General features: G+C 52.9%; 24 protein-coding genes. 7 read left to right on the top strand and 17 right to left on the bottom strand.

Going from position 1 to position 25,306, the window contains the following annotated elements; translation table 11 throughout:
- Window positions 1–289: 289 nt before the first annotated feature.
- The 3 genes from ybaK to LBW89_RS02470 form a co-directional block, all read right to left on the bottom strand.
- A complete protein-coding gene (gene ybaK, locus LBW89_RS02480) occupies window positions 290–787 on the bottom strand; it encodes a Cys-tRNA(Pro) deacylase (RefSeq protein ID WP_148452181.1) in 498 nt (165 codons plus the stop codon).
- 692 nt (window positions 788–1,479) lie between these two features.
- Entirely contained in the window at window positions 1,480–2,496 is a 1,017-nt protein-coding gene (locus tag LBW89_RS02475) for a serine hydrolase domain-containing protein (protein ID WP_225038370.1), read from the bottom strand.
- Between the two features lie 28 nt (window positions 2,497–2,524).
- A complete protein-coding gene (locus LBW89_RS02470; RefSeq protein ID WP_225038369.1) occupies window positions 2,525–3,349 on the bottom strand; it encodes a MerR family transcriptional regulator in 825 nt (274 codons plus the stop codon).
- Window positions 3,350–3,528: 179 nt separating this feature from the next.
- Between LBW89_RS02470 and LBW89_RS02465 the strand changes: the two genes are divergently transcribed.
- The 4 genes from LBW89_RS02465 to LBW89_RS02450 all read left to right on the top strand — a co-directional run bounded on the left by LBW89_RS02465 (window position 3,529) and on the right by LBW89_RS02450 (window position 9,077).
- Entirely contained in the window at window positions 3,529–4,512 is a 984-nt protein-coding gene (locus LBW89_RS02465) for a LacI family DNA-binding transcriptional regulator (protein ID WP_225038368.1), read from the top strand.
- 156 nt (window positions 4,513–4,668) lie between these two features.
- On the top strand, window positions 4,669–6,144 hold the full coding sequence (locus LBW89_RS02460; RefSeq protein ID WP_225038367.1) for a glycoside hydrolase family 32 protein: 1,476 nt from the start codon (window positions 4,669–4,671) through the stop codon (window positions 6,142–6,144).
- 28 nt (window positions 6,145–6,172) lie between these two features.
- Window positions 6,173–7,159 carry a PfkB family carbohydrate kinase gene (locus tag LBW89_RS02455; protein WP_225038366.1) on the top strand — a complete coding sequence of 329 codons (987 nt, stop codon included), beginning with the start codon at window positions 6,173–6,175 and terminating at the stop codon, window positions 7,157–7,159.
- The gene (locus tag LBW89_RS02450; RefSeq protein WP_225038365.1) at window positions 7,152–9,077 is read left to right on the top strand and encodes a sucrose-specific PTS transporter subunit IIBC; all 1,926 of its coding nucleotides are present in this window, start codon (window positions 7,152–7,154) and stop codon (window positions 9,075–9,077) included. The genes LBW89_RS02455 and LBW89_RS02450 overlap by 8 nt, the downstream gene beginning before the upstream one ends.
- Before the next feature lie 54 nt (window positions 9,078–9,131).
- Here LBW89_RS02450 and LBW89_RS02445 read toward each other — a convergent pair whose 3' ends face one another.
- Window positions 9,132–10,898, bottom strand: coding sequence for an Ig-like domain-containing protein (locus LBW89_RS02445; protein ID WP_225038364.1), 1,767 nt, complete (start codon window positions 10,896–10,898; stop codon window positions 9,132–9,134).
- Between the two features lie 194 nt (window positions 10,899–11,092).
- On the bottom strand, window positions 11,093–11,542 hold the full coding sequence (locus LBW89_RS02440; protein WP_225038363.1) for a DUF4375 domain-containing protein: 450 nt from the start codon (window positions 11,540–11,542) through the stop codon (window positions 11,093–11,095).
- Window positions 11,543–11,658: 116 nt separating this feature from the next.
- Between LBW89_RS02440 and LBW89_RS27415 the strand changes: the two genes are divergently transcribed.
- Window positions 11,659–11,790 carry a hypothetical protein gene (locus LBW89_RS27415; RefSeq protein WP_263638999.1) on the top strand — a complete coding sequence of 44 codons (132 nt, stop codon included), beginning with the start codon at window positions 11,659–11,661 and terminating at the stop codon, window positions 11,788–11,790.
- Between the two features lie 18 nt (window positions 11,791–11,808).
- On the opposite strand, the gene LBW89_RS02435 is transcribed toward LBW89_RS27415, so the two are convergent.
- The 3 genes from LBW89_RS02435 to LBW89_RS02425 form a co-directional block, all read right to left on the bottom strand.
- Window positions 11,809–13,935: a bacterio-opsin activator gene (locus LBW89_RS02435; RefSeq protein ID WP_225038362.1), complete on the bottom strand. Its 2,127-nt coding sequence runs from the start codon at window positions 13,933–13,935 to the stop codon at window positions 11,809–11,811.
- Window positions 13,936–14,056: 121 nt separating this feature from the next.
- Entirely contained in the window at window positions 14,057–14,632 is a 576-nt protein-coding gene (locus tag LBW89_RS02430) for a GNAT family N-acetyltransferase (RefSeq protein WP_225038361.1), read from the bottom strand.
- A gap of 463 nt (window positions 14,633–15,095) precedes the next feature.
- On the bottom strand, window positions 15,096–15,410 hold the full coding sequence (locus tag LBW89_RS02425) for a thioredoxin family protein (protein ID WP_225038360.1): 315 nt from the start codon (window positions 15,408–15,410) through the stop codon (window positions 15,096–15,098).
- 109 nt (window positions 15,411–15,519) lie between these two features.
- Between LBW89_RS02425 and LBW89_RS02420 the strand changes: the two genes are divergently transcribed.
- Window positions 15,520–15,822, top strand: a complete 303-nt coding sequence (locus LBW89_RS02420) for a putative quinol monooxygenase (protein WP_225038359.1) — start codon at window positions 15,520–15,522, stop codon at window positions 15,820–15,822.
- A 92-nt stretch (window positions 15,823–15,914) separates the two neighbouring features.
- Here the strand turns inward: LBW89_RS02420 and LBW89_RS02415 are convergent, their stop codons facing one another.
- From LBW89_RS02415 to LBW89_RS02380, 8 genes are all read right to left on the bottom strand, one after another.
- The gene (locus LBW89_RS02415; RefSeq protein ID WP_225038358.1) at window positions 15,915–17,147 is read right to left on the bottom strand and encodes an MFS transporter; all 1,233 of its coding nucleotides are present in this window, start codon (window positions 17,145–17,147) and stop codon (window positions 15,915–15,917) included.
- Window positions 17,148–17,256: 109 nt separating this feature from the next.
- Complete coding sequence (locus LBW89_RS02410) at window positions 17,257–17,433, bottom strand: hypothetical protein (RefSeq protein ID WP_170287079.1); 177 nt, start codon at window positions 17,431–17,433, stop codon at window positions 17,257–17,259.
- Between the two features lie 87 nt (window positions 17,434–17,520).
- Window positions 17,521–18,549 (bottom strand): spore photoproduct lyase, encoded by a 1,029-nt coding sequence (gene splB / locus LBW89_RS02405; RefSeq protein ID WP_148452157.1) that lies wholly within the window; start codon window positions 18,547–18,549, stop codon window positions 17,521–17,523.
- The gene (locus LBW89_RS02400; protein WP_412066983.1) at window positions 18,546–18,815 is read right to left on the bottom strand and encodes a transcriptional regulator SplA domain-containing protein; all 270 of its coding nucleotides are present in this window, start codon (window positions 18,813–18,815) and stop codon (window positions 18,546–18,548) included. The genes splB and LBW89_RS02400 overlap by 4 nt, the downstream gene beginning before the upstream one ends.
- A 158-nt stretch (window positions 18,816–18,973) precedes the next feature.
- Window positions 18,974–19,531 (bottom strand): polymer-forming cytoskeletal protein, encoded by a 558-nt coding sequence (locus LBW89_RS02395; RefSeq protein ID WP_148452153.1) that lies wholly within the window; start codon window positions 19,529–19,531, stop codon window positions 18,974–18,976.
- Between the two features lie 131 nt (window positions 19,532–19,662).
- Window positions 19,663–20,286 carry a response regulator gene (locus LBW89_RS02390; RefSeq protein ID WP_225038357.1) on the bottom strand — a complete coding sequence of 208 codons (624 nt, stop codon included), beginning with the start codon at window positions 20,284–20,286 and terminating at the stop codon, window positions 19,663–19,665.
- On the bottom strand, window positions 20,270–22,588 hold the full coding sequence (locus tag LBW89_RS02385) for an ATP-binding protein (protein ID WP_225038356.1): 2,319 nt from the start codon (window positions 22,586–22,588) through the stop codon (window positions 20,270–20,272). The genes LBW89_RS02390 and LBW89_RS02385 overlap by 17 nt, the downstream gene beginning before the upstream one ends.
- A gap of 45 nt (window positions 22,589–22,633) precedes the next feature.
- The gene (locus tag LBW89_RS02380; RefSeq protein WP_225038355.1) at window positions 22,634–23,437 is read right to left on the bottom strand and encodes a CPBP family intramembrane glutamic endopeptidase; all 804 of its coding nucleotides are present in this window, start codon (window positions 23,435–23,437) and stop codon (window positions 22,634–22,636) included.
- Window positions 23,438–23,621: 184 nt separating this feature from the next.
- Between LBW89_RS02380 and LBW89_RS02375 the strand changes: the two genes are divergently transcribed.
- Window positions 23,622–24,551, top strand: coding sequence for a serine hydrolase domain-containing protein (locus tag LBW89_RS02375; RefSeq protein WP_225038354.1), 930 nt, complete (start codon window positions 23,622–23,624; stop codon window positions 24,549–24,551).
- Between the two features lie 69 nt (window positions 24,552–24,620).
- Here LBW89_RS02375 and LBW89_RS02370 read toward each other — a convergent pair whose 3' ends face one another.
- Window positions 24,621–25,301, bottom strand: a complete 681-nt coding sequence (locus tag LBW89_RS02370) for an MOSC domain-containing protein (protein WP_148452143.1) — start codon at window positions 25,299–25,301, stop codon at window positions 24,621–24,623.
- Window positions 25,302–25,306 lie beyond the last annotated feature (5 nt).

Genomic DNA, 25,306 nt, shown 5'->3' with positions numbered 1-25,306 from the left:
GTTAGCTCATGACGCGATAAAAAACCTGCAAATATGCATCTTTTATCGCGTCTTGCTTGAGAAATCGCGAAATTCCTGCAAATATACATCTTCTAAAACTCGATACTCCCCATATCGCTCAAAACCGTCGAAATTCCTGCATTTTCGCAGGAATTTCGGCTGGATCAGAAAATCCCGGAGAAAAAGTTGCAGATTTGCAGGTTTTCGCTCATGCTCATGGTATTGCCCCTTTTAATAGTCCTATCGGTCGGCCTGCTGTCAACTCGGCGTAAACGTCGCCGGCCCACCGTCATTCCCCCTCTATTCCCTCCAAACGGACCAACGGAACGAACTTTCCCTTCACCTGCTCGGCCAAAGCCAAGGGTGCGAGTTCCATTTGCAGCCCGATTTTTCCGGCGCTGACCAGGATCCTGTCCAAGTCCTCCGCGCTGCTGTCCAGAAACGTAGGATACAGCTTTTTCATCCCTACCGGCGAGCATCCGCCGCGAATATAGCCCGTCCGGTTCAGTAAATCCTTCAGCGGCAGCATTTCCACCTTTTTGACGCCCGCGGCTTTGGCCGCCAGCTTCAGATCCAGTTCCGCGGCAACGGGGATGACGAACACGAAGACGGCCGCTCCTTGATGAGCGACCAGGGTTTTGAACACCTTTTCCGGCGGTTTGCCGATCTTCTCCGCGACGGCGGTGCCGTGGATCTGGCCGTCCTCCGGATCGTAGGCGTGTATTTCGTACGGCGTTTTCGTTTTATCGAGCAAGCGCATCGCATTCGTTTTGTTGACTTCGGCCATTTCAGGGTCCTCTCTTTCTCGTATCAAATAACCGATACATCGCCTTAGCTTTCGAGTGATAACGGAATATCCTCCCGTTATTTCTAATCTCGGACCATGTATTCGCATAATTAACTGGAAAAACTTATAATAGCGCACTGGCGTTGCATTAAACCTGACATGGTGTTGCCGACCCCGTAATCTCACTTGCCGCCCGTTATAATAGCGGCGTTTTAGGCTGCTATTTCGCCCAAATTCGCTTTTACGTGAAAAATAGCGGCCAAAAAGGGACTTATTTCACTGATGGGAGTCCAAAAATCGGTTTTCGGCCCGCTTTTCCCTAAAATAAGGCCCCAAAAGACCGCTATTTCTCACCGATGGGACGATTTCGACAAAATAACGCCTCAAAAAGCCCTTATCCACCCGACCTGCTTCAAAGGGAGGCGGTTACGGCCACTAGATCCTTCGGGTTAGTGCAACGCTAAACACGTTAAATCGAAGCAAGGAACCTTCCCTATTTTTCCAGTCCGCAAGTTCTCTCATTGAAAGTATAGCAAATCTGCCGCAGGAGCAATAGAGTGGAGAACGTCCGGGGGATCTAATAAAATACCCGATTCACTATGATCCGGCGTCCAGCGCAGCGCAAAAAAAGCCTGTCTTCTCCAGCCCGAAGGGGTCGTGAAGCCAGGCTTTATAGCAATCGGGCCGCCTTCTCACTTCGCCGGCAGTATCCAATCTTTGATCAAGGTCCATCGATCCCGAGGGTTCATCATAAACCCGGAAGCGATGGCGACAACCAACTCATGTTCAGGGACGCAGCAGATGATATTCCCGCCGTCGCCCATAGCCATGTAAGCAACAACGCCATCCTCTTCCCGCAGCCACCACAGGTAGCCGTAATGATGGGGGGTCATCGCCGTGGACTCCAGCATCCAGTGCTCGGAAACCAGGCTGCGTCCGTTCCAGGTGCCGCGGTTTAAACACAGCAAACCAAAACGCGCCATGTCGCGCGGCGTTAGCGTCAGCCCCCATCCCCCCGTGGAGTTTCCTTGCGGATCCGTGACCCACCCTTTCACCTTTGCGCCGAACAGGTCCTCAAACCCGTACCCTTCCATCCCATAATCCGGAATCACCTTCATCCCTAGTGGTCCGAACAACCGTTCATTGGCGAATGCCCGGGCGCTTTGACCTGTGGCGCGGGTGAGGATCGCCGACAGCAAATGCGCTCCCGAGGTGGAATATTTGAACCTCCCCGGCTCCCCCTGATGTCCCAGCATATTCAGCGTATATTCGACCCAGTCGGGCTGCGTGCACAACTTGTCGAGCGGTTCCTGCCAGTCTTCGAAAGGATAAGGAGCCGTCATCGTCAGCAGGTGGCGCAGCGTGATTTCTTTTTTCACGGGATGGTCGCGTTCGGTAGAATATTCCGGAAAAAAGTCCAGTATCTTTTGATCCGCATTTTGTATAAATCCGGAATCGATCGCCATCCCCACAAGAACGGATACGATGGATTTGGTCACCGACGCCACATGATGCGCCTCGTCCGGTCCATACCCATTGAAGTATTTTTCATACGCTACGTAACCTTTTTTCACGATCACAATGCCGTTGATGTTGCCGTAATTCTCCGTTATTTCGGGTTCCAGCCCCATAAGTCTCTCCGCATTCAGCCCCACACTTTCGGGATCGGCTGCCGGCCAGGCTTCACTGGGCCACACGTTTTCTGGCATTTTTGCATTCCTCCTCTTAACTCACCTGCTATTTTTTCTTAACGGGAAAATACACTTCGGTAACCAGATCCCCGGCATCCCCGGTTTTTATCGGATCGGTCACATAGACTTCGTAAGGCGCACCGGTTAGGGCGTACCCTTCCTCCTCCACCCAACTCCTTAACCTGGCATAAACCGCCGTGAGCTCCGGGTAAGCTCCTTTAAGTACCGACCTTGCGCAGAGACCGCCGGGAAAATCCCGCGTCCCCTTCACCGCTTCCGCGACCGGGATGGCAAATTCCGTATCGTTGCCGGCCGGATCATACTCCGGGCTGTGATAGACCGTCATCGGCGTTCCTTGCAAGGTGAGTGTTTCGGTGGCGATTCGTTCGTAGAGTTTGGCGAAATACGTTCCATAACCTGCCGCATAATCGTCCGCACTTAGTTTTTGGCGGATGAAAAGGACATTCCGCGGACGCGTCTCCACCAACTCCACCTGGATATGGTCAACGAAGGACATGACGGGCATCCCTTGCTCCAGTCTGCCGATATCGCGATTGATTTGCTCCAAGGTCGATGCGTAGGCCTGGATATGTTCTTCGATCTCTCTTTTTTTACGATGCAAACGGACATGCAGATGTTCCTCCGCCTGATCCTCTTCCCATGCAAGTATCTCTTTGATCTCATCCAGGGAAAAATGATAGGCTTTCAGGCGTTGAATCAGGAGCATCTTTTCCAACTGAGTGATCGAGTAATATCTGTACCCGTTTTCAGGGTGGATCTGATCCGGATGAATCAGACCGATCTCGTCATAATACCGCAGCGTCTTGGTCGAAACTTTGCAAATTTTCGAGAATTCTCCAATCGATAGCATGGGTCGCCTCCTCCCGTTGTTTCCCAGTGTGTACCTTCCCCTAAGGGCAAGGTCAACCCCAAATTATAAAAGGGCATGTGCCCTGTGCTGCAGAAATGAGTATAATTAGAAGGTAAGTTAACGGCATCTCCTATTCTAACTTAATTTAAATAATATATAGACTTAACCGAGGAGTACTTATGACGAAAACAATCGCGGACATCGCCAAGCTGGCCGGCGTGGCCAAAAGCACGGTTTCCCGTTACCTGAACGGCGGTTCGGTCAGCGACCGGACCCGGGAAACCATCGAGCGGATCATTAAGGAGCAAAATTATGTCCCCAACACCTTTGCCCAAAGCCTAAAAGCCAAACGGACCAACTTCATCGGCACGGTGGTTCCCCGCCTGGATTCCTACGCGACTTCGCAAACTTTGATCGGCATCGACGAAGAGCTACGGAAGAACCACTATCAAATGCTGATCGCCAATACGAGCCAAGACTTGGATCGGGAGATCGAGGCGATCTATGATTTTGCGCGGCAGAAAATTTCCGGCATTATTCTGCTGGCCGCCCAGGTGACGGAAGCCCATTTAACGGCCATCCACGACATCCGGATCCCCGTCATTCTGGTGGGCCAGCAGCATGATCAAGTGCACAGTCTGGTGCACGACGACAAGCGCGCCGGATGGCTGATGGGTCGTCATATTCTGGACCAGGGACATCGCGACATCGTGTATCTGGGCGTTACGGAAAAAGACAGGGCTGTCGGCGTCTACAGGAAAGAGGGCGTCAAACAAGCTCTCGAGGCTTGTCCCGATTGCCGCGTGCGTTATTTCGAGACGAGCTTTAAAATGACCGACGCCATGGCGGAGGCGACGCGGATTCTGGAAGATGCCAAACCTTCCGTTATCGTCTGCGCTACCGACAATATCGCTCTCGGCGTCATTAAGGCGGCTCATTTAAAAGGCGTCCGCATCCCCGAAGATTTATCGGTAACCGGGTTCGGAGGCTACGATATTACGGAGATGATCCACCCTGCCCTCACAACGGTGAAATATCACTACTTTCAGGCGGGTGAGCAAGCGGCCCGTCATATTATCCAGCTTGTATTGGAACAGCCCGTGGACCGGCTGTCCGTCTTGGATGTGGAACTGATCCGGCGAGAAAGCGTTGACAATTTGTAAAAGAATCGATTATGATGATGGTATAGGAACCGGTTCCACCTCCAATCGAGGTTGAACCGGATATATTTCTTTGTCGCTGGAACCGGTTCCGGTCTATTTTTTTCACCTGGATGGAACCGGTTCCTGAATATAAATCGTTTCAGGATGGAGAACAACATGAATAGGATGACGCGAGAAGAAAAATATAGGCTGATCGAGCAAGCGCGCCCCGGCGAGCTGGAGAAGCTCCGGGCCCAAGTCGAACTTTCGCCTTGGAGGCAAAGCTATCATATCCAGGCGCCGACCGGGCTGCTCAATGATCCGAACGGTTTTGCTTACTATCAAGGCGAGTACCATTTGTTCTACCAGTGGTTCCCCTTGGGGACCGAGCACGGCATGAAATATTGGTACCATATGAAGTCGTCCGATTTGGCGGCATGGGAAGATTTAGGCATCGGCCTTGCCCCCGGCGGGCCTTATGATTCGCACGGGGCTTATTCCGGCAGTGCGATTGAGAAAGACGGCAAACTGAATCTGTTGTATACCGGCAATACGCGAGACGTAAACTGGACAAGACATCCGTATCAATGCCTGGCCATCATGGATGCCGGCGGCCGGATCGCCAAGCTCGACCGCCCGGTGATCTCCTCGGTTCCTCCGGGATACACCGACCATTTCAGGGATCCGAAAGTATGGAAATCCGGAGAGGCGTATTACTGTGTCATCGGCGCGCAAAGAACCGATTTAACCGGCTGCGCCGTGCTGTTCCGGTCCAAAGATCTGTTGGACTGGACGTTTATGGGTGAAATGAAGACCGGCTCATCCCCTTTCGGCTATATGTGGGAATGTCCGGATTATTTTGAACTGAACGGATCAGGCGTGCTGGTGTTCTCGCCGCAGGGTCTCGAGGCCGATGAAGATCTTTATAACAACATTTATCAAACGGGTTATGTGATTGGCAAACCGCTGGATCTGGCAACAAGGGAGTTCCGTCACGGAGCTTTCCAAGAGCTGGACCGGGGTTTTGATTTCTATGCGGCTCAGACCACGCTCGGTCCGGATGGACGCCGGATTTTGGTCGCCTGGATGGGGCTGCCGGATGTCGCCTACCCGACGGATACCCAAGGCTGGTCCGGCTGCTTGACGATTCCCCGTCAGCTCACGATCCGGGGCGGCAATAAGCTGATTCAGCAGCCGGTCCCCGAGCTGGCCAAACTCCGCAAGACCCGAAGCAGCGCCGAGCTTACTGTAACCGACGAAGTCGTCCGTTTAAACGGGTTTGACGGAACCAGCTACGAGCTGATTTGCGAAATTTCCAAGTTCGATGCGGAGCAATTGGGTCTCGAATTCCGGGCGGGCGATCATGAGAAAACGGTGCTTAAATACGACCGTGTCCTGAAGAAAGTCATTCTCGACCGCACGCTTTCGGGACGGGCTATGGATGAAGTCAACGGTAACGTCCGCCGCTGCGGCTTGGACGCGGATAACCTCAAGTTTCATCTGTTCGTGGACGCCTCCTCCGTGGAGATCTTTGTCAATGACGGAGAAGAAGTGTTTACCGGCCGGATTTTTCCGGACCCGACGAGCCAGGAAATTCGACTGTTTTGTTCCGGCGGATCCGCGGAGTTTCGCGTCTGCAAATGGGACATTTAAAACCAAATTTATGTTTGAAGGTGAGTACGTGGGAACATTATATGCCATTGGCGAAGTATTGATCGACTTTATCCCCCGGCAGGCGGGTCAAGCGCTGAAAGATGCGGTTGCCTTCGAGCGCGCCGCGGGAGGCGCGCCGGCCAACGTGGCCGCGGCGGCGGCCAAATTGGGCGGTAACGCCTCGATGATTACCAAACTGGGCAAAGACGCCTTCGGCGATTTTCTGCTGGAGCAGTTGTCCGAAGCCGGGGTAAATACCGATCTGGTCAAAAGGACCGACGAGGCCAATACCGGTTTGGCCTTCGTCTCCTTGCGCGACGACGGGGAGCGCGACTTCTCGTTTTACCGGAATCCCTCTTCCGACCTGCTTTTGGCCGAGGACGAGATCGACCCGGACGTTTTTCAAGCGGGCGACCTTTTGCATTTCGGTTCCGTGGATTTGGTGGAAAGCCCGATGAAGCGGGCCCACGTCAAAGCGATTGATGCCGTCAAAAACCGGGGCGGCTTAGTAAGCTTTGATCCGAACGTGCGCTTGCCTCTGTGGAACGATCATGACGCCTATCGCCGAACGATCCGGTCTTTTATCCCGAGAGCTCATCTTTTGAAAATCTCGGAGGACGAACTCTCTTTTATCACGGGAATTCAAGACGTGGACCAAGCGCTCGCTTCATTATTTACCGGAGATGTGCAAGCCGTGGTCTATACAAAAGGCTCTCGGGGCGCCGATTTGATTCTGCCGCAGGGAAGATACAAGTCCGCCGGTTTTAAAGTAAAAGCGCAGGATACGACCGGCGCCGGCGATGCCTTTATCGGCGGGTTCCTGCATCAACTGCTGGAACGCCAAGCCACGCCGCACAATTTAAGCTCCATTTTAACGGATGAGCATGCCGCTCTGCTTCGATTTGCCAATGCCTGCGGAGCCATCACCGCGACCGGCAAGGGAGCTATTCCCGCTCTGCCGTCCTTGGAGCAAGTCGATGAACTTATAGCGAAGGAGAACGAAAGCCATGTCTGAAAACCAACAAATCGCCAAAGCGGTTATCGAAGCTGTCGGAGGAAAGGAAAATATCGCTTCCTTCGCCCATTGTGCGACTCGCCTTCGCATCATGGTGCTGGATAAAGACAAAATCAAGCAGCAGCAAGTCGAACAAATCGATAAAGTCAAAGGGGCGTTCTTCAACTCCGGCCAATATCAAATCATATTCGGCACGGGTACGGTCAACCGCATTTTTGAAGAAGTCGAGAAGCTGGGCATAGAAAGTACGTCAACCGATGAATTGAAGAAGCAGGGCAAAAAACAGGGCAACCCGTTCCAGCGCGCGATCCGCACGTTCGGTGACGTGTTCGTTCCGATCATTCCCGTACTGGTGGCCACCGGTCTTTTTATGGGCCTTCGGGGCTTGTTAACCCAGGAGTTGGTTCTTTCCTGGTTCGGAGCCGCGCCTGAAGACATTTCGTCGAATTTCCTGCTGTTTACCCAGGTATTGACGGACACGGCCTTTGCGTTCCTCCCCGCTTTAGTGGCCTGGTCCGCGTTCAGAGTGTTTGGAGGAAGTCCGGTGCTGGGGATTGTGCTCGGCTTGATGCTGGTCAATCCCGCTCTCCCCAACGCTTACAGCGTTGCGGACGGTTCCGCGGAGGCGCTGACCATGTTCGGCTTCATTCCGGTGGTGGGTTATCAAGGCTCCGTCCTTCCGGCCTTCTTTGTCGGCTTGATCGGCGCGAAGCTGGAGAAATTTTTGCGTAAACGCATCCCTGAAGCCCTGGATCTGATTTTGACTCCGTTTATTACTTTGTTGATTATGATCACGCTCGGCTTGTTTGCGATCGGCCCGATCTTTCACTCTCTGGAAGAGTGGGTGCTTCACGGAACAGTCGCCGTACTGGAGCTGCCGTTCGGCATCGCCGGTCTGGTTATCGGCTTTTTTCATCAGATTATCGTGGTTTCGGGCGTCCATCATATTTTTAATTTCTTGGAAATTCAACTGCTTGAACAGAAAGGCAGCAATCCGTTCAACGCGATTATCACCACCGCCATGGCGGCTCAAGCCGCCGCTTGTCTCGCGGTAGGCATGAAGACGAAAAACATGAAGCTGAGAGCGCTGGCTCTCCCTTCCTCCCTGTCGGCATTCCTCGGCATCACGGAACCCGCGATCTTCGGGGTCAACTTAAGATATGTGAAGCCTTTTATTATGGGTCTCATCGGCGGCGCTGTGGGCGGCTTCCTTGCCTCCCTCTTCCAATTGGCCGGTACGGGCATGTCGATTACGGTCATTCCGGGTACCCTGCTGTATTTGAACAGTCAACTGCCTTTGTACATCTTGACGAATGTGGTTGCCATGATTATCGCGTTCGTATTAACCTGGTTCTTCGGATACAAGAACGAAGCGGTTCCGGCGGACAATGCATCGGCGAAACCCGCTGAAGCGGAAGTCAAGGCGGTAACTCAGCCTTCCGAGGGAAGATCGGGCAAGCTCGAGATCCCTTCCCCGATCACGGGAAAAGCGGTTCCTCTCTCCGAAGTGCCGGATCCGGCCTTTGCGGAGAAACACATGGGTGAAGGAATTGCGGTCGAACCGACGGAAGGCAAGGCTTTCGCCCCGTTTGACGGAACCGTGGCCCATGTGATGGACAAGAGCAAACACGCCGTCATCCTGGAGCATGAGAGCGGAGTACAGCTGCTGATTCATATCGGCATCAATACGGTGGGGCTCAAAGGGAACGGATTTACCACGCACGTCAGCACCGGGGACAAGGTGGCCAAAGGCCAACTCCTCATTGAGTTCGATATGGATTTGATCCGGCAGGCGGGTCTTCCCCTGGTTACACCCGTGCTGATCCCGTCCGGCCTGGATGCCGTCCGGGAGGTCGTCCCTTCACACGAAGGCGAGGTTACGGCGATTGAACAAACGGTGATTACCGTCCAGTTGTAAAAAAGAAAACAGGCAACCTGAAGAACCAGCGGTTCTTTAAGGCTGCCTGTTTTTTTACGCGTCTACCTTGCTAAAAGGGCGGACCACCCAGACGCTGGCCCGGAAGCTGTGGCCATGGTAGGTGGCCGTAATCCATGTGATCCCCGGGCTGATGCCGCGGATATTTCCATCCTTATCGATAGTGGCTATAGCGGGATCGGCGGTTTCAAAGAGCGTGTCCTCCGTAACCAGCAAAATACGTCCATCCTCATCGGCGAAATACGCGGCGGCATCCAGCTCGGCTCCCACGGAGACCGAATATTCCTCCGAGTCCAGATAGAACCTCCCGAATCCGGGAGTTCCCTCCTTCACCTCTACCGTTAAACTAGCCCGCATCCCTTCATAAGAAGCGGTAACTATCGTCCTGCCGGGGCTGACCGCCGTCACCTTCCCCGTTCCGTCCACAAGCGCGATCGACGGGTCGGCCGATTCAAAAGAGGCCGAATACGTCACATCGGTCACCGATGTGTCGGAATATACCGCGTTTACCACACTGCTGGCGGTCTGCCCGACGGACAGCTCCATCCGGTCCGGTTGAAACGCTATGCCCGTGAGCACGGGTTCGGTAGGCGAACCGGGTGAAGCGATCTTGATAACTTCCATATTAGAGCCTTTGGTAACGACTCTTCCCGTCAATAAAAATCCGCCATCCGAGGTCATAATCCCTTTGCCGACGGAATTAAGTCCCCCACTGCCAAACAGGAAATTTTTTATCGCATCCCCGTTCGCATTCAATATCACAAGTTGGTATTTGGCCCTATCGTACGAGGTACGAAGCTCGGTAATGAACGCGTAGCCCTGGTCGTACGTTTGAAAACGCCTGATGTTTCGATTGCCTTCTCCCGGCAGTACACCGACTTTTTTGGTTTCAAGCAGATTACCGGAACCAGACAAGGTCTGCAAGTAATAACTATGCGTGTCCGGATCATGCCGGGTCAACACATAACTTCCGTCAGCGGCAGCCAGTATGGCATCAATCGGATCGTTCTCCTGATTTTTTTGCCAAACGATTTCACCCGTTGAATTTACTTTTAATAATATAGGTGTTTCGGGCCCTTCACTCTCGTACATTTTTCTCCCGGACACGATCACCCCATTGTCAGGCGTAACCACGACATGGTCAAAATTTTGCATATAGCCGATTTTATAAGTTCTCGACCACAGTTCCTCGCCATCCGCATTGATTTTTAACAAATAAGCGGGAACTTCTCCACTGGTCCGGAATGTAATTCCGGTAATGACATAATTTCCTTCCTTTGTTTCTGCAATTACATCCGCGGATTGGAAATAAAACGGCATATCAAGATAGGCCTTTTGCCATAACACATCCCCGTCCTGAGTAAGCTTGGCAATATACGGAACATTACGCGGCCGCCATTCATTTCCTCCATCCCTCACATCTCCACCTATAAGGATGTGTCCATCGGATGTTTCGATTACTTCGGACAGTTTGTTCGGCATGTAACCGTATGAGTCACTGTAGGCAATCTCCCTTTCCCACAATACTTCGCCCCGTGGATTAAGCTTCAGAACATACGCGATCGGCCCGTCGGTCAGCTTCGAATAAGTCCGGCCCACAACAACATAATTGCCATCCGAAGTCGCGGTCACAGCCTCTCCCGCCGAGTAATCGTATACTCCGGAACTGCCCCTGAACTCGGCGGACCACTCTACCCGCGGGTCCTCGGCGGGTGCATCGGCCGATCCGGTGGAAGGCCATCCCATCCCCCATACAACAAAAGCCAACATCATCGTCATGAGCTTACCCAGGTTCTTTCGCATCAGCAACTCTCCTTGTCAAAATGGTTTTGGAGTGCGTTTTCCTTGGAAGAATCCAGTAGACCATGATGAAACTACCAATTTTGATTCAACTCTATTATTAAGGAAGAAGGATGGCTCGAATATCCCGCTAAATGCTTAAAAGGTTAGGCCATTGTTCGTGAAATCCATGTTTGGTGAGGAGGTGTGCTGCGGACTTAAGGAAGAGGAACCTCCAATTTCACCGCATAATACCGATAGGCGGTTTCGGCAAGCCGGTCCGGGTCCTCCCAAAACCGCTGATCGAGCTCGTCGAGCCGGGCCTCCTCTTCTTTCGTCAAAAACTTTGGGATGTCCCACAGCTGCTTAAGACGTTCATCATGTTCGAGACGCGCGATGCAGGCATACCCCGTTATGATTAGTTCCAGCGCCCGCTCCGCTCCAATCGTTTGAAGCGCCCGGCGCGCATGGACATATGCCTCTTCGCCCCAATTGCAAAAAAACTGAATAAACCCGCCGTTGTACATATCAGCTTCCAGAAGCCATAACGCGGCGATTTCTTGTTCGTCCGAAGTCAAAGCTTGCCAGCGCAAGGTTGACGCGTTCTTTTTGTCCACAAATGCCCCCGCATAATCGTACCAGGCATCGTATAAATCCGGTTCGCTCATTTCTTCTCGCCTTCTCTCTTTCGTTGGATAATTTGCGCATTTCTCCGCCGATCGCTTAATCTTAAACTATCGCATGCCGACTCGGCAGACGACCCTGGAATTAGGAGGAATAACGAATGAATGGGGAGTTTCCCGTACTGGTTGTCAGTTCGGGAAATCTTGGCTTCGAGGATGCCGTGGAGATCGCCCGAACTTTTGCGGAGCTTTGTCAAGGAACGACGGCGGCGGAAGATCTGCTGTTCGGATAAGCTGAATATTCCGCGTCTTTAACGTTCCAAAACTTTAGGCAGCGCCATCGCCAAGTGGCCGGTGGCCGACTGCGCGTGACGGTAAAAGGTCGTTCTGCTCATATGGAAATCTTCGGCCAGCTGGTTTTTGTTCTGTTCTTTCAAAATGTAGATTTCACGCAAAATCCGCTGCTCCAGCGCTGTGAGAGGATATACCGTATCCTGCCCCGTCAAAACCTGCTCCACGCGGCTTCGCACCTCCGAGCCCGGTCTCCCCAAGCGCCGTATGACGGGCAGCTCCTCCAGCTTGTCGGGGCGATACAACTCCTTTAAGATTTGCTTCATCTCGTGGTCGTCGATGTGAACCGCATCAGCCCGGTACGGCTCGGGCTCAAGTGCCGCCGCCACTTGTGGGAATTCGGAGAACTCCACCTCGGTCTCGGTCTGGCTTATGACTCGTTTTACCCAGCGCTCGAACGAGGTGAACCGGAAATCGAGATCCCAACGGGTTAATGGCACGGGTCCATTTTCGGAAAGGGCGATTTGGCCCGTCTCCTGAAACCCCATCAGCGGCAGCAGGGTATTCAGATTCGGATCTCCGGTCACCACGATTCCCCTGAATCCTCCCGTCATACGGATCAGCCACTGCTGCATCAGCAGGCCCCCAAGTTCCTCCGGACGGTAATACGGCTGTCTTACGTCAACCGCCGCCAGCAAAATGAAAAACGTATCGCCAGCTTCTTGGGACGTGGAATTATGCGGTTCAATCTCCTCACCCAGCGTTTCAAGCAGCCTGGGAGCGTATTTTTCAAAAAGCGATAAGGTCGAAGGATGGAGGGAAACGCCGGCGCAAAACGCCAGCGGAGTCCCCATGTCGCTCCGGACGACGCAAATGCTTTCCGGGCTCATGCCGGCGATCCGTTCCAGCAAACCGGCGTAATCTTCCACCTTGACCAGTTCCGTTTGCCAGTCGGCACCGCGGACGGAGTCGGCCAGCATCCGCTGCAGGTCCGGGAGATCCTCCGGTTGATACGGCCTGTCCTCGGTCGTCTGCAAGCGCGTCGAAAAATGGGCATAAGCATGAGCCGAAGGCAGAAATTCGCGGTACAACTCGAGTACATGGGCCGCGATACGCGTTTGCGACCGCCGATCCGCATGCGGAAACCGCTCGGCTAACAGGCGAAAGGCCCGCTGGCGCTCAAGCCGGAACGTTTGCGGGCTTCGCTCCGCGTAATCTTCGCGGATTAGCCGGGAGGCGACATGGTGCAGCGTCAACCCCCGCGGAGTTCTGCCGACAAAGGAGAGACGGCCGAGCGCTTCATATTCGGACATCTCCAGCGGAGTGTCCAGAAACTGCCGCAAGACCAGCAAATCCGCCTCCGGCAGCAGCGAAAGCCCGGTCAAAGCGGCATATAACCGCGGAGATGTGACTTCCTTAAGCAATTCGGCGCTCATCATCGCCGGAATATCGCTTAGCTCCCTGCCCGCTGTACCTTCCAGCGAGGACTTCAGCAGGTCGACGGTCAGGGCCAGCAGGAGCGGATGGCCGTCCGAATGCCTGGCAACCTCCGCTTGCAGCGCCGGGTCGAGTCCGCTCTCGCGCAAATATTCGCGCACTTCTTGACGGGTAAACACCCGCAGAGGCAAATCGCGTACCCGGCTGCCCCAATAGGGGTTCGTCCGCCATTTGGCCGGCAGCCCGTTACGCGAAGCCAGCACGAACAGCACGCCCGCCGCCTCGAGTTTGGGCAGGAAGCTGGAGAAGAACCAGCCTTCGATACGTTCGATATTTTCACAGTTATCCAAAAATATAACCGAACGGCGGCTCGACAGCTCGGAGGTAATAAAGGCAAACGTCGGCGCGTCTTGTTCCCGTTTCCTTCCGTGTTCGTTCTCCAAACACGCTTCCATCCCGGACAAAAAAGCCGCCGATGTCCCCAGCTCTCCGGGACCGTCCAGCCATAACACTTGCGCCTGGCTATCGCGCGCCCGCCTGGACATCTCCGTCAGCAGCGTCGTTTTGCCGATCCCCCCGATCCCCGACACGAAAAACAGCTCCGTACGAGGCTTCGGCTCGGCGAGCCACCGTTCCAGAAAACCCAGTTCTTCGGCAAGACCGATGATCCGGTCCCGGGAGACGAAACGTTCGGTCTCACTTCGCTCCACCTTTTCTCCCTCCACTCTCTACGATGAATTGAATCATAAACGGAATGTTCTTCGATATGTTCTATACTACACTATCTATTAAATTTAAATAAATCATAGATTTATTTGTCGGTGAGACATTTTAGGTACCGAAAAGTCCTTTTTCTCTATGAAAAAAATAAGGGGCACAACATGATGTTGCACCCCTTATTTTTGAGGAATGATTTGATTTATAGGTGTAATACACGTAATCGATGTGTTCCTGGACAAAGTCGGCGGTATTCGTATTCTTCCTCTTCTGATAGAAGGTGAACCCGACACTCTCATACATTCGTTGAGCAGCGACTAGGTCATCGTTCGTGGAGACAATGATTTTCCTGACCTCGTTTTGAGAGATTCTTTTGACGGCTTCTTGCAGTTGCAGTTTGCCATACCCTTTCCCTTTGTGTTTGGAAACCACGCAATTATGGCCAATTTCCGCATACTCGGGCATGTTTCGCGGGTCCCAAAAAACGAATCCGATAGCTTCTTCGTTTAATTTGGTGATAAACCCGTACTTATCTGCAATCTCCAAGTTATCAAAGAAAAAGTTTTCAAATGCTTGCCAATCCGAATAGCAGCTTTGTTTATATCGGCCGTCAAATGAATAGGCGTCTGTCAATAATTCGAAGAGTATTCCCCGCTTAAAGCCGCTCAGTTTGTTGAATGCAATGCCCATGCTTTAAAAAACCTCCGTCACTATAACATCCGTGTCTTAATCAGCCTCGTCCGCATTATCTTACCACGAAAAGGCCGTCGAAATCGTATTTAGCCCACGGTAACTAAAGGGCGCCTAGCGTACTTCCATTACTTCCAACTCCAAAAAGATGCAAATCTGCAGGTATTTCATTCCGTTCTCTGAGGGGATTCGAAAAAAGATGCAAATCTGCAGGTATTTCTAGCGATTTTAGAGAAACGGGCCGGTTTCGTCGAAAATTCCTGCAGATTTGCAGGAATTTTGAAATTTTGGGCACGAACTAGAAAAAAACATGCACATATGCAGGAATTCTAGGTTATCAAGATTGTCTGACGGGGTACTAGCTTAATATCCGATAAACAAATAAACAAAAAAACCGCAAATTCATGCGGTCTTTAATACATTTACATCTTGTCTTCTGACAAAAAACGCCTGCTTTTCTTTCTTACAAACCCGCCAAATACTCTCTGACCTGGCCCGGGGTCTTGGCAAATTTACTGTGCAGGTGAGCGACTTTTTCCCCGTTTTTGTACACGAGCAGGCTTGGAATGCCGCGCACCTCATTGGCCTCCGCGATCGGCTGGAACTGCTCCGCGTCCATCGAATAAAAATCTTTGTCCGCATGCTCGGCTACGATATCCCCGATAAAGCGGTCCAGGTTTTTGCAGTCCGGGCACCAGTTTGTCTCGAATTTGATAACGGTATATTTGTCGCTTTGAATCGCCTGCTGATATTGCTCTTCCGATTGAATTTTTTCCATGTTGGCCCTCTCCCTTATTCAAATCTGTCTATCTACATATTAAATATTCAAGCCATTGAAATGCAAGTCGCTTGTAAGGTATGATACTCTGAAACAAGGAGGAGTTCAAATGAATAAATTCGGAATGACCGCCAAACTCGTCGCTCATGAAGGGCAGCGCGACATGCTGCTGGGTATTTTGCTGGAAGCGGCTCAAGCGATGAAAACGGTGGACGGATGCGAACTTTATGCGATAAATGTAGACGATGGCGATCCCGACTCGATCTGGATCATGGAAATTTGGCGGGATGCGGACGCCCACGCGGCCTCGCTCAACCTGGAGGCAACGAAGGCCGTCATCTCCAAGGGAAGACCCTTTATTGCAAAAATGGAGGGAACCCGATTAAGGGTCGTCGGCGGATTGGGTGTCTAACGCCTGAATTCAGGCGGGCGGCAGCCGAATGGATGTACATTCCGATTCGGTTTGTTCCTGGCCATCGGCTGCTCCCGCCCTATTGCCCCTTTTTAGTCGATAGCTTCCTGCCCCTCCGTCCTGCCCGCTTCAAGCAGCACCCGATTCCGCCCCAGAAGGACGGCGAGAAGTATCAGCAAGAAACCTGTACCCGCAAGAAGCCATTCAATTCGGACGGCGTCCGCCAGCGGACCGAAAATCAGCATCCCGACCGGCATCATGGAGGTCGAAATCATGCCGAGGACCCCGAATACCCTTCCCATGAAGTTTTCGTCGACTTTTTCCTGGAGCAGCACCATGGACGGCGTATTGAACATCGGCATGGCGATGCCGAAGATAGCCATAAACACCAGATAGCTCCAGAATACCGGAACGACTCCGAGCGCCAGCGTACAGCCCCCCATCACCAAACCGGCGAGCATGATCGTACGGATTTTATTGGCGAAACCGCCCCAGGACGCAATCAGCCCCCCACCCGCCATCATGCCGATGGAGAACGCGATCTCGATGGCGGTCAACCGCCAGACATCGTCGCCGAAGCTGCGTGTCACTTGCAGCGGCGTCAAAAATGCGGCCGGTGCCATCAGGACGAACAGGACCGCGAAAAACAGAAAGAAGATTTTTAGGAAGCGATGGTTCTTTATGTAGAGAAGCCCTTCTTTCAAGTCGCTGAAATAGCCTGTCGCTTGCTTTTCGGAAGCCTTCTCGTGTGCGGGGATATTAAAGAACAGCAGCAAAGTGAGAATCGCGATGGCCGCGGTGATGACATCGATGAAGAAAATGCTTACGATCGATGCTTTCGTCAGCAAAGCCGCGCTGACCATCGGGGAAACAAACATGATGACGGCTTGCAGCGTGCCGTTAATTCCATTGACCTTCGTCAGCTTGTCTTGCGGTACGATCTGCGGCAGGATCGCGCCGACCGCCGGTGTCTGCACCCCTGTTCCCAAAGCGCGGATCGCCGCCATCGCGAACAGAAGCCAGATCGCCTCGTAGCCGAGCAAATAGACAACGGCAAGAATCAGCGTCGCGGTAGCGATCATACCGTCCGACAAAACGATCAGCCATTTCCGGTTAAAGCGGTCCGCCCACACCCCGGCAAAAGGAGACAGAATAAAGGTGGGAATGAACCCGCAAAGAATGAACAACGTCATCATAATTCCGGATTGGGTGGTCAGCGTAATATGCCACATGATGGCGTATTGGACCAAGGACGAGCCGAACAGCGAAATGGTCTGACTGCTCAAAAACAGCACGATATTTCTTTTCCAGTTGTTCACGGTCATCTCCTTTTTTCCTTAAAAATTGGTTTTTGTCGCCCATATTGTAACATGACCGCTATAGGTTGCAAACGGCTAAGCCAAACAAAGAGCCGGGAAAATTCCCCCGACTCTTTTAGCTTACAAAACCCTTCTCCTTCAACGCCTCATATGCGGCGCTTTCCTGCTCTTCTTTGATCTGATATTCCAGGGTTCCGTCGATCACCTTCGCGCAGCGCCCTCCGAACGGTTTAAGGATCGCCTTGATTTCACCAATCTCAGGGCTGGACTGTAAAGAGTATTGAACTTTCATCGGTTACCCACCTCCTAAGGTAGGATTACAACAAAAGCCCGGCTTGTACAGTAACAAAAATCACATCAACTTACCCCACGCGCCGCCTTACGTAAAATACTCCAATTTCGCCCGCGGAAAAAACTTCTCCATATACGAAAAAAGATGGGACTTGATATCCTCCTCTTCGTCCTTTTGATAGATGTATTTGCCGATCCCGTACTTACCCCATTTGTACCTCCGCTTCTCTTCGTCCAGCTCCAGCTTGGTCATGGGATAATTTTTCTCGATAATGCGCTTGGCCGGCTTGGTGAACCGGTGCTGGATAAATTCAAAGGTAATGTCGTCCCTCGCATCCGCGGGCAGCTCGGCGTCGAGACGTTCGAACATATGGCGGTAGCCTTCTTCCCATCCCTCATGTAGATAGATCGGAGCCACGATGAAGCCGAGCGGATAACCGGCCCGGGCCACCTTGCCCGCGGCCTCGATCCTCTTGTCCAGAGGCGATGTCCCGGGTTCGAAGTTTTTGATTACATAGTCCGCGTTCACGCTAAACCGAAATCGGGTTTTTCCGTTATGCCGGGCGTCCAGTAAATGATCGACATGATGGAATTTCGTCACGAACCGGAGTTTCCCCAACTCCGATGTCCCGAAGTGTTCGATCGCCCGTTTCAGGGTGTGCGTCAGATGATCGATCCCGACGATATCCGAAGTACAAGAGGCTTCGAACCGGGTTATCTCCGGCGCTCTCTCGGCCATATAGCGATCCGCCGCCTCCAGAATTTCCTCCACGTTGACGTAGGTCCGGATATAGGGCTTGGTCCCCATCGTCGTCTGCAGGTAGCAGTAATGGCAGTGGCCCATACATCCCGTCGCAAACGGAATCGCATATTCGGCGGAAGGCTTGGACGTATCGAATTTCAGGGTTTTGCGGATGCCGACGACAAGGGTCGATTTGGCTACGCGGTATTTTTGCAGATCGCTGTCGCCCGGCAAGTTTCGGATCTGATTATGCGAGGTCGTATAGCGAATATCCAGCTTCATACGTTCAAACTTCTCCATAAGCTCTCTGCCCAGCGGATAATCCAGGGCATCCGGCTCGAAATAGACCAGCCGCGGCGTAAACGGAGGATTCATTCCCAAATCCCCTCGGCGGCGGGTCCATAAACGTCGTTGTAAGCTTGCTCCGCTTCCTGCGCCGTCGAATAGACGGCCATCTCGTTCGTCAATGGATAGTAAGTCTCATACAGAAAAACCGCCAACTCGCCCGGCTTCTCCGGATGATTGACGACCGCGGCCTCCTGGATATTGGCCACATCCTGAGTATGCGGATTCCGATAAAAAACGTAGACGATATCCCCCGCTTTAAAGGTTTGAGCCCCATACTGTTGTTCATCGTACATTCCCATCTCCTGCCCTTCCTTTTCGCAAAAAATCCGTTTCAAGTAATTTATGTATTTCCCTTCGGGCCGAAAAATATTTATGTTATCCGGGCCGTACAACCTATTTCAGGCATAAAAAAGGGAGCCGACTTGGCTCCCTTTCGAATGCTGATCCCTGTTTATTTCACTTCGGTCGTTCCCGTCACCTTACCGTCGATTTTGGCGGACGCTTTGACGTCCTCGTTGGCAAAGTAAATGTTTCCGTCTACGGTTGCCGACTCGTGCAAATTAAATCCGTTCGCTTCCACGTAAACGTCACCTTTTACCGTGCCGCCTTGAATTCTCAAGTTTTCGCTTTGTACCGTCAGTTTAGGCACCGTGAGCGTGAACGAAGCGGTAATGTTATGGTTCTCATCCTGCGTGTAGAGCGCGATTTTACGGTAAATGTCGCCGTCCGGCTTGTTCTTGTCATGGAATTCCCCCGCCACGACGACGTCCTTGTCGACCGTGAGATCGCCCAAAGTGGCGATGATCCATGTTCCTTGCTCACTTACCGCGTTAATGAACGCATCCGCATCATTTACGATGGAAGCGGTCGTTACCGCATCCGGCTGCTCGCCGGCAGCGGTTTGTTCGGCGGGTTTATTCGGTTCAGCCGCTTTCTCCTCCTTGGCGCCGCAGCCGGACAGCAATGCGATGGCGACGCCTGCAACCAATAAGCCTTTAAAAATCTTCACAGTGGTTTCCCCCTACTCTTTTTAATTACAAGTTGATTATAATTAAAAATTGCAGGAAAGAATGTGACAATATTCACAAGGTTGTGACATTACTCACTTTGCTGTTTTTAACGTCCGTTTAGCCTTCCCGGTTACATCTGCATCGGTCCGAGAATTCCAAGTTCATACCCTTTGGCCACGGCACCGATACGAGTTTTGACTTCCAGCTTTTGAATAATCGAAGTGATATGGTATTCCACGGTCCGCTGGCTGACCGCCAGCTCCCGGGCGATATCCTTGTTTGTGAGCTCCCTGGCCACGAGAGCCAAAACTCTTTGCTCCGCAGGCGTTAAGGGCTCCACCGGGGACTTGTTAAACAGCCGTTCGAGCATCAGCACATGGCCGGATATGCTCTGTCTGATCGCATTGATGATTTGCGGATACGTCGCCTGCTTGGATAAATAGGCGTTGACTCCAAGCTCATAGGCTTTCCGGTAAAACTCGTCATACCCGTACCCGGACAGCATGATCAACTTCAGCGAAGATCCGTATTTTCCCTTAAGGATAGACGCAAGCTCGAAACCGTCCAGTTTCGGCATCGAAACATCCATAACCACCACGTCCGGTTCATAAAGGTGGATCTGCTCCAATAACACCAGGGGATCCGTAAACGTCGCCTGAACCGAGAAATTCGGCTCTTCTTCGAGCCGAGTTTTAAGTCCCTCCATAACGAGCGGGTGATCGTCCAACAGAATAATTTTAACCAAGCTTTCCATCGTGCTTCTCCTCCCTTTCGTAAGCCGAAAGTTTCAGCATCACCCGGGTCCCTTTTCCGGGAGCCGCCTGAATTTCCATTTCCCCGCCCAAATACTCGATCTGTGCGTTTACCGAAATAAGCCCGATATGTTTTTCTTGCAAAAAACGGCTGTCGCGGTACAGCGTAACCGGATCGAATCCTCTTCCGTTATCGCTGACCAGACAGTGGATTCCTTCCTCCGGATGGCTTCGAACCCGTACCTCAAGGGAGGTGGCATCGGCATGCTTTAGCGCGTTATTGGTCAATTCGCGAATCATGCGGAATAGATTGCTCCGAAGCAGCCGATCCGGCGGCTCCGCCAGTCCCCACTCGTAGCTTAGCGTCGTATGGATCCCCGTCTCTTCGACGGACCGAAGCAGCCAATGCAAAGCCTCCTCCAAACCGGCTTTGTCCGCGATTGCCGGATGCAGATCATCGCAGAGCAGCCGGATGTCCCGCTGAGAGTCATAAACGCATTTCAGCCAGGTCTCCACCCGCTTGGGCTCCGCTTTACCCCGATCGGCCAGCTCTTCCAAATCCCGGGACAGAAATATCAGGTTTTGGAGCAGCTGATCATGAAGAAAATACGTCGTCCGCAGCCGTTCCGCGTGCTGGGCCTCCATCAGCATGCGCCGCTCCAGCCGCATATCGCTTACCCGCCTTTCAAACGCCGCGTTCTGCTCCTTCGCGCGTTGATATTCCTGCTGCAGCCCGGACAAACTTCGGACATTGATCAGAAGGCGGATCGCTTCGTTGCGCATGCTGACGATCAGCTCTTTCTCCTCCGCTCCCATAAGCGAGGAATTCCGCTTGGGACCGACGCACAGGTAACCCTCGAACTCATTCTCCCCGTCCATCCTTAACGGTTCGATATGGATAAAATCAAACCTGGCCTGTAAAAACCCGGGATCCAACCACTCCCCCTCCTCCGGAGTTAAGGAGGCGTAAGCCCCCGTCCCGTGGACAATCAACCGGCTCCCGTCCCGCCATATGAGGCAGCTCCCCGTTACGTCCATCACACGGTCCATGACTTCCCCGATCATACGGAGAATATCCCGGATATTCCGGGCTTCCGCCGTTTGAATCGACAGCTTGAGCGTCTGTCTGTCCAGCCACTCCTTCCGCTTTCCGGCGTTTCTCCCCGACCAGCGAAGACTTGTCCGGTAAATGAGGGTCACGGCGAGAAACGCCAAGAACAGCAGCGCCGGCCAAAACGGCTGCGGCAGGCGCGAGGCCAGCAGGAATAAAATAAAAACCGCGCCGAAGTACAGGCTGTGAATCAAGACCCGCGGCATATACAACTTCATATCGATCAGACTGCGCTTGCGCAGGACATACAACATCGTCGACGAAAGCGGTACGAGCCCCGTCAGCGCATATTCCGGCGAAACCAGAGCATCGCCCCGGATTAAATCGGGCAGGGCATACAGGAACACATACGGCAGCAAGCTGAAATACAACCCGGTCACAAGCACCAGGGCCTGATTTTTTTCAATCCGGTCAATGACCCTCCAATATACCCCCACCGCGATCACAACGAGCAGCAGCGCAAGCAGAAAAACCACATGCACCGCCTCGCGGATCCAACCCGGAATCTGTTCGCCGGCAACCGCGTATACCGCATACCCGGAGAACAGAACGCAGAACAGGCGGAACGTGCGCAGCAGGTTGCGGAGCCGGCCCGATACGGACCGGATAACGAACGACACGCAAAACGAAAGCAGCATGTAAGGCAGCCAAATCGCGCTCAAGGATAAAATAAAATCCGACAGCCGCAGCTCCGTTGAATACAGCGTCAATATCGTCAGGGCCATCACGAAATTGATTGCCGTGAACTGCCGGACCAGCCGGGAGTTGGGGTTTTTGCGGTAGGCCGATAAACCGATGGCCAAAAGGGCAAGCTCCATCCCTATCGCAAACCCATTTTTCAGAGCATCGCCGGCATCTGTCGCGACGCTCTTAAGGGTGACGGATCCGTCCACTCCCTTAAAGCCGATTGCGGAAATCTCAACAAGGGATACGGGGCTTCGTTTCTCCCCCAGCCGCGTTTCCGCCGCTTCCCCGTCCAGGGTCAGGACACGGTCTCCCGGTTTCATGCGCCAGGCGGCCGCTTTTCCCGAGGGGTTCACTTCCTTCACGATCCACATGGAATTCGTCTTCTCCAGCAGCGCCCCGATATAAGGGTGACGGAAGGATTCCGCGTGAATGTACCCTGCCAGACAAAGAAAAGTCAGAACGGCGAGAACCATTCGGATATGATATTTGTTATTGAACAACGGCATAGAATCCAGGCTCCTTCAAACGGGTCCGATAAAATCGGGAGGGGGTCACACACCTACGAGATACAACGTCACAAGCCCCCATAGCGTATTGATATAAATGTGAAAAAGAATGGCTCCGTAAATGCTTTTTCGCAGACGAACCAGAATTTCGCAAGGAATGATGACGGCCAGGGGAATGAACGCCCAGTTTACGGGAGCCTGCCACATATGATAGAACTGGAACAGCACGCTGACGATGAGCCAGTTCCATTTGAGGGCTCCGACTTTGCGCAAAAGATACCCCCGGAAGTAAATTTCTTCCCCGATGAAATTGCCGATCAGACCGACCACCAGCAGCGGCCAGGGAAAATCGTAATATCCTTGGTTGAAGATATGCCATTCTCCCATATGCAGCGCGGGAAGACGATCCAGCATCCCCGACAAGGGAGGAAAAATATACTTCATATAGGGAAGAGACAATAATGTGAACAGGACCGTGATGACAGGCAGCACGAATAAGAGCCCTTTGAGATCCGGTTTGGTAAATCCCAGGTAAATCAAGGATTGTTTAAAAGTAAGCTTATCCACAAATCTTAGCATGAAAAAAGGGAAAAGAATATGCCATCCGCTGGCCATCAAAGCGAGAATCATAAACTGATAGGTATGGCTGGACAACCCCGTCAGTTCCATCAGCGGTTCGCGAAACGGGAAGATCAGCAAGTAAGTAATGATGCCCGGAACGACCCCGAGCAACAGGTACAACGAGATCTGTTTCCGGGTGGCGGCTTGATGCTGCTTTAGAAAAAGGTCGTACTCCGGGTCTTTGCGGACAAAAAAGTCGGTGAAGCGCATTTTCCAGGTCGGACTCATACGAGATTCCACTCCTCTATCTTCTCACTAGGTATGTTTCCAGCATACCGGAAGAATCGTTTCGGCGAATCCGTAGCGTACGGTCGTTTTTCAGGCGGAGTCCGCCAACTTTTTTGCGTGATCGCGCAACCGCTGATATAGTAATGGAAACACGGTAACGACAGAGTTAAAGGATGAATAGGTTATGGACTTGACTACATTGCAGCAGACATTACAACCGTTTGACCTTCGAAGCTGTTTGATCAGTTCCCGCGGACAGCTCGTGTTTCGGCATTACCGGGATGAGCGATGCGACGCGGAGCTCGCGAAGATCAACTCCTGCACGAAAAGCATCCTTTCCGCCTTGATCTGCATCGCGATGGATCAAGGGAAGCTGCCGGAAGCCGGAACGCCGATCCGTGCTTTTTTCCCTCAGTTGACCAAAGATCCGGATCATCGAAAACGGGACATGACGCTGGAGCACCTCCTGACCATGTCGGCGGGCTTCGAATGGACGGAATTCGGAGGGCGCAACTCGTTCCCGCGGATGACCCGGACTTCCAACTGGGTGGATTTTGTGCTGGAGCAGCCTTTGGCCTATCCTCCTGGCAGCCGGATGGAGTACAATTCCGGAGCTTCCCAGCTCCTGTCCGCCATTCTGGCGCAGGCGACAGGCGAGGATGCGGCCGCCTTTGCGGAACGCTTCTTGTTCACCCCCCTCGGCATTCAGGACTACAAGTGGGAACAAGACCCTCAAGGGCTTCGCACCGGGGGCTTCGGACTATGGCTGCGTCCCGCCGATCTGCTCAAATTCGGCCTTCTTTATTTGCAGGAAGGCTGTTGGGAGCAGCAGCGCCTGATCTCCCGAGAGTTGGCTAAACGGTCCGTGAAGCCCGTTCTCCCCGCGGCCCCGCCGAACCGCGGCCGGTACGCCTGGCACTGGTGGACCGACACCTACGAAGAAACGGCGGAAGCAGGCTTCGACTACTTCTATGCGCGCGGCTTTGGCGGCCAGTTTGTTTATGTCGTGCCCAGACTGGATACCGTGGTTGTTTTGACCGATGACAAACGCAAAAAAGACCGGAGCCCGATCGACGTTTTCCGCCGCCATATCGCCCCTCTGTTGCTACGGTAAAACCCAGCGATCCCCACCTGAACACGAAAAAAGGAGGCGATTACCGCCTCCTCTACATTCGCTCTAGGTTTAGTTCCCTTGCAGCCGCTCCCGAGTATTTACGTCTTGCCCTTCCAGCCGCTTCGTCAACGTGGCCCGCCAGCTATCCGACAATTCCTCGACAGCGAGAAGCCGCCTGATGCCATCAACGTTTTTCTTGTCATGGTGCATGATTCTGTTGGCAAAGTCCACGGTAACGGCTAAGGGGTGCCGGGTCATTAGCGCAAGCTCCGAGGTTGGGGCTACCGTCCCCTCTTCAAGCACGCGGAAATAGTACCCGGTGAAGCCGGTGTCCTGAACTCTTATCGGCATATCGGGAACCTGGTACCGCGCGGCTAATTTATAGCAAGGCTGGCGCGGCTGCGTGATTTGTACGACCGCTTCCCCAAGTTGAAAAATATCCCCGATACAAACCTCGGTTTCCAGCAGCCCCCGCGTAGTCAGGTTTTCTCCGAACGCACCGAAAACGAGCGAAGTCTCCAATTCCTTCTCCCAGAAAGCATAATGTTCGAAAGGATAAACGCAAACGGCCTTATCCTTGCCGCCGTGATGGACCAGGTCGGCTTGAGCGTCCCCGTCCAGATTGACGCGTGACAAAAATAACGGCCGGTCTGCCGGCTGCTTGTGAATCCCGCTCTCTACCTCTTTATTCTTATACAATAAAGGCTGCGGCTTTCCGACATTCAACGAAACGATTTCCGCGTGAGTCATGGTTT

The sequence above is a fragment of the Paenibacillus sp. alder61 genome, assembly GCF_020179875.1.
GTDB classification, from domain to species: Bacteria; Bacillota; Bacilli; order Paenibacillales; family Paenibacillaceae; genus Fontibacillus; species Fontibacillus faecis.
Note: the sequence above shows the minus strand (reverse complement) of the source record. Positions and strands in the feature narration are given on the sequence as shown.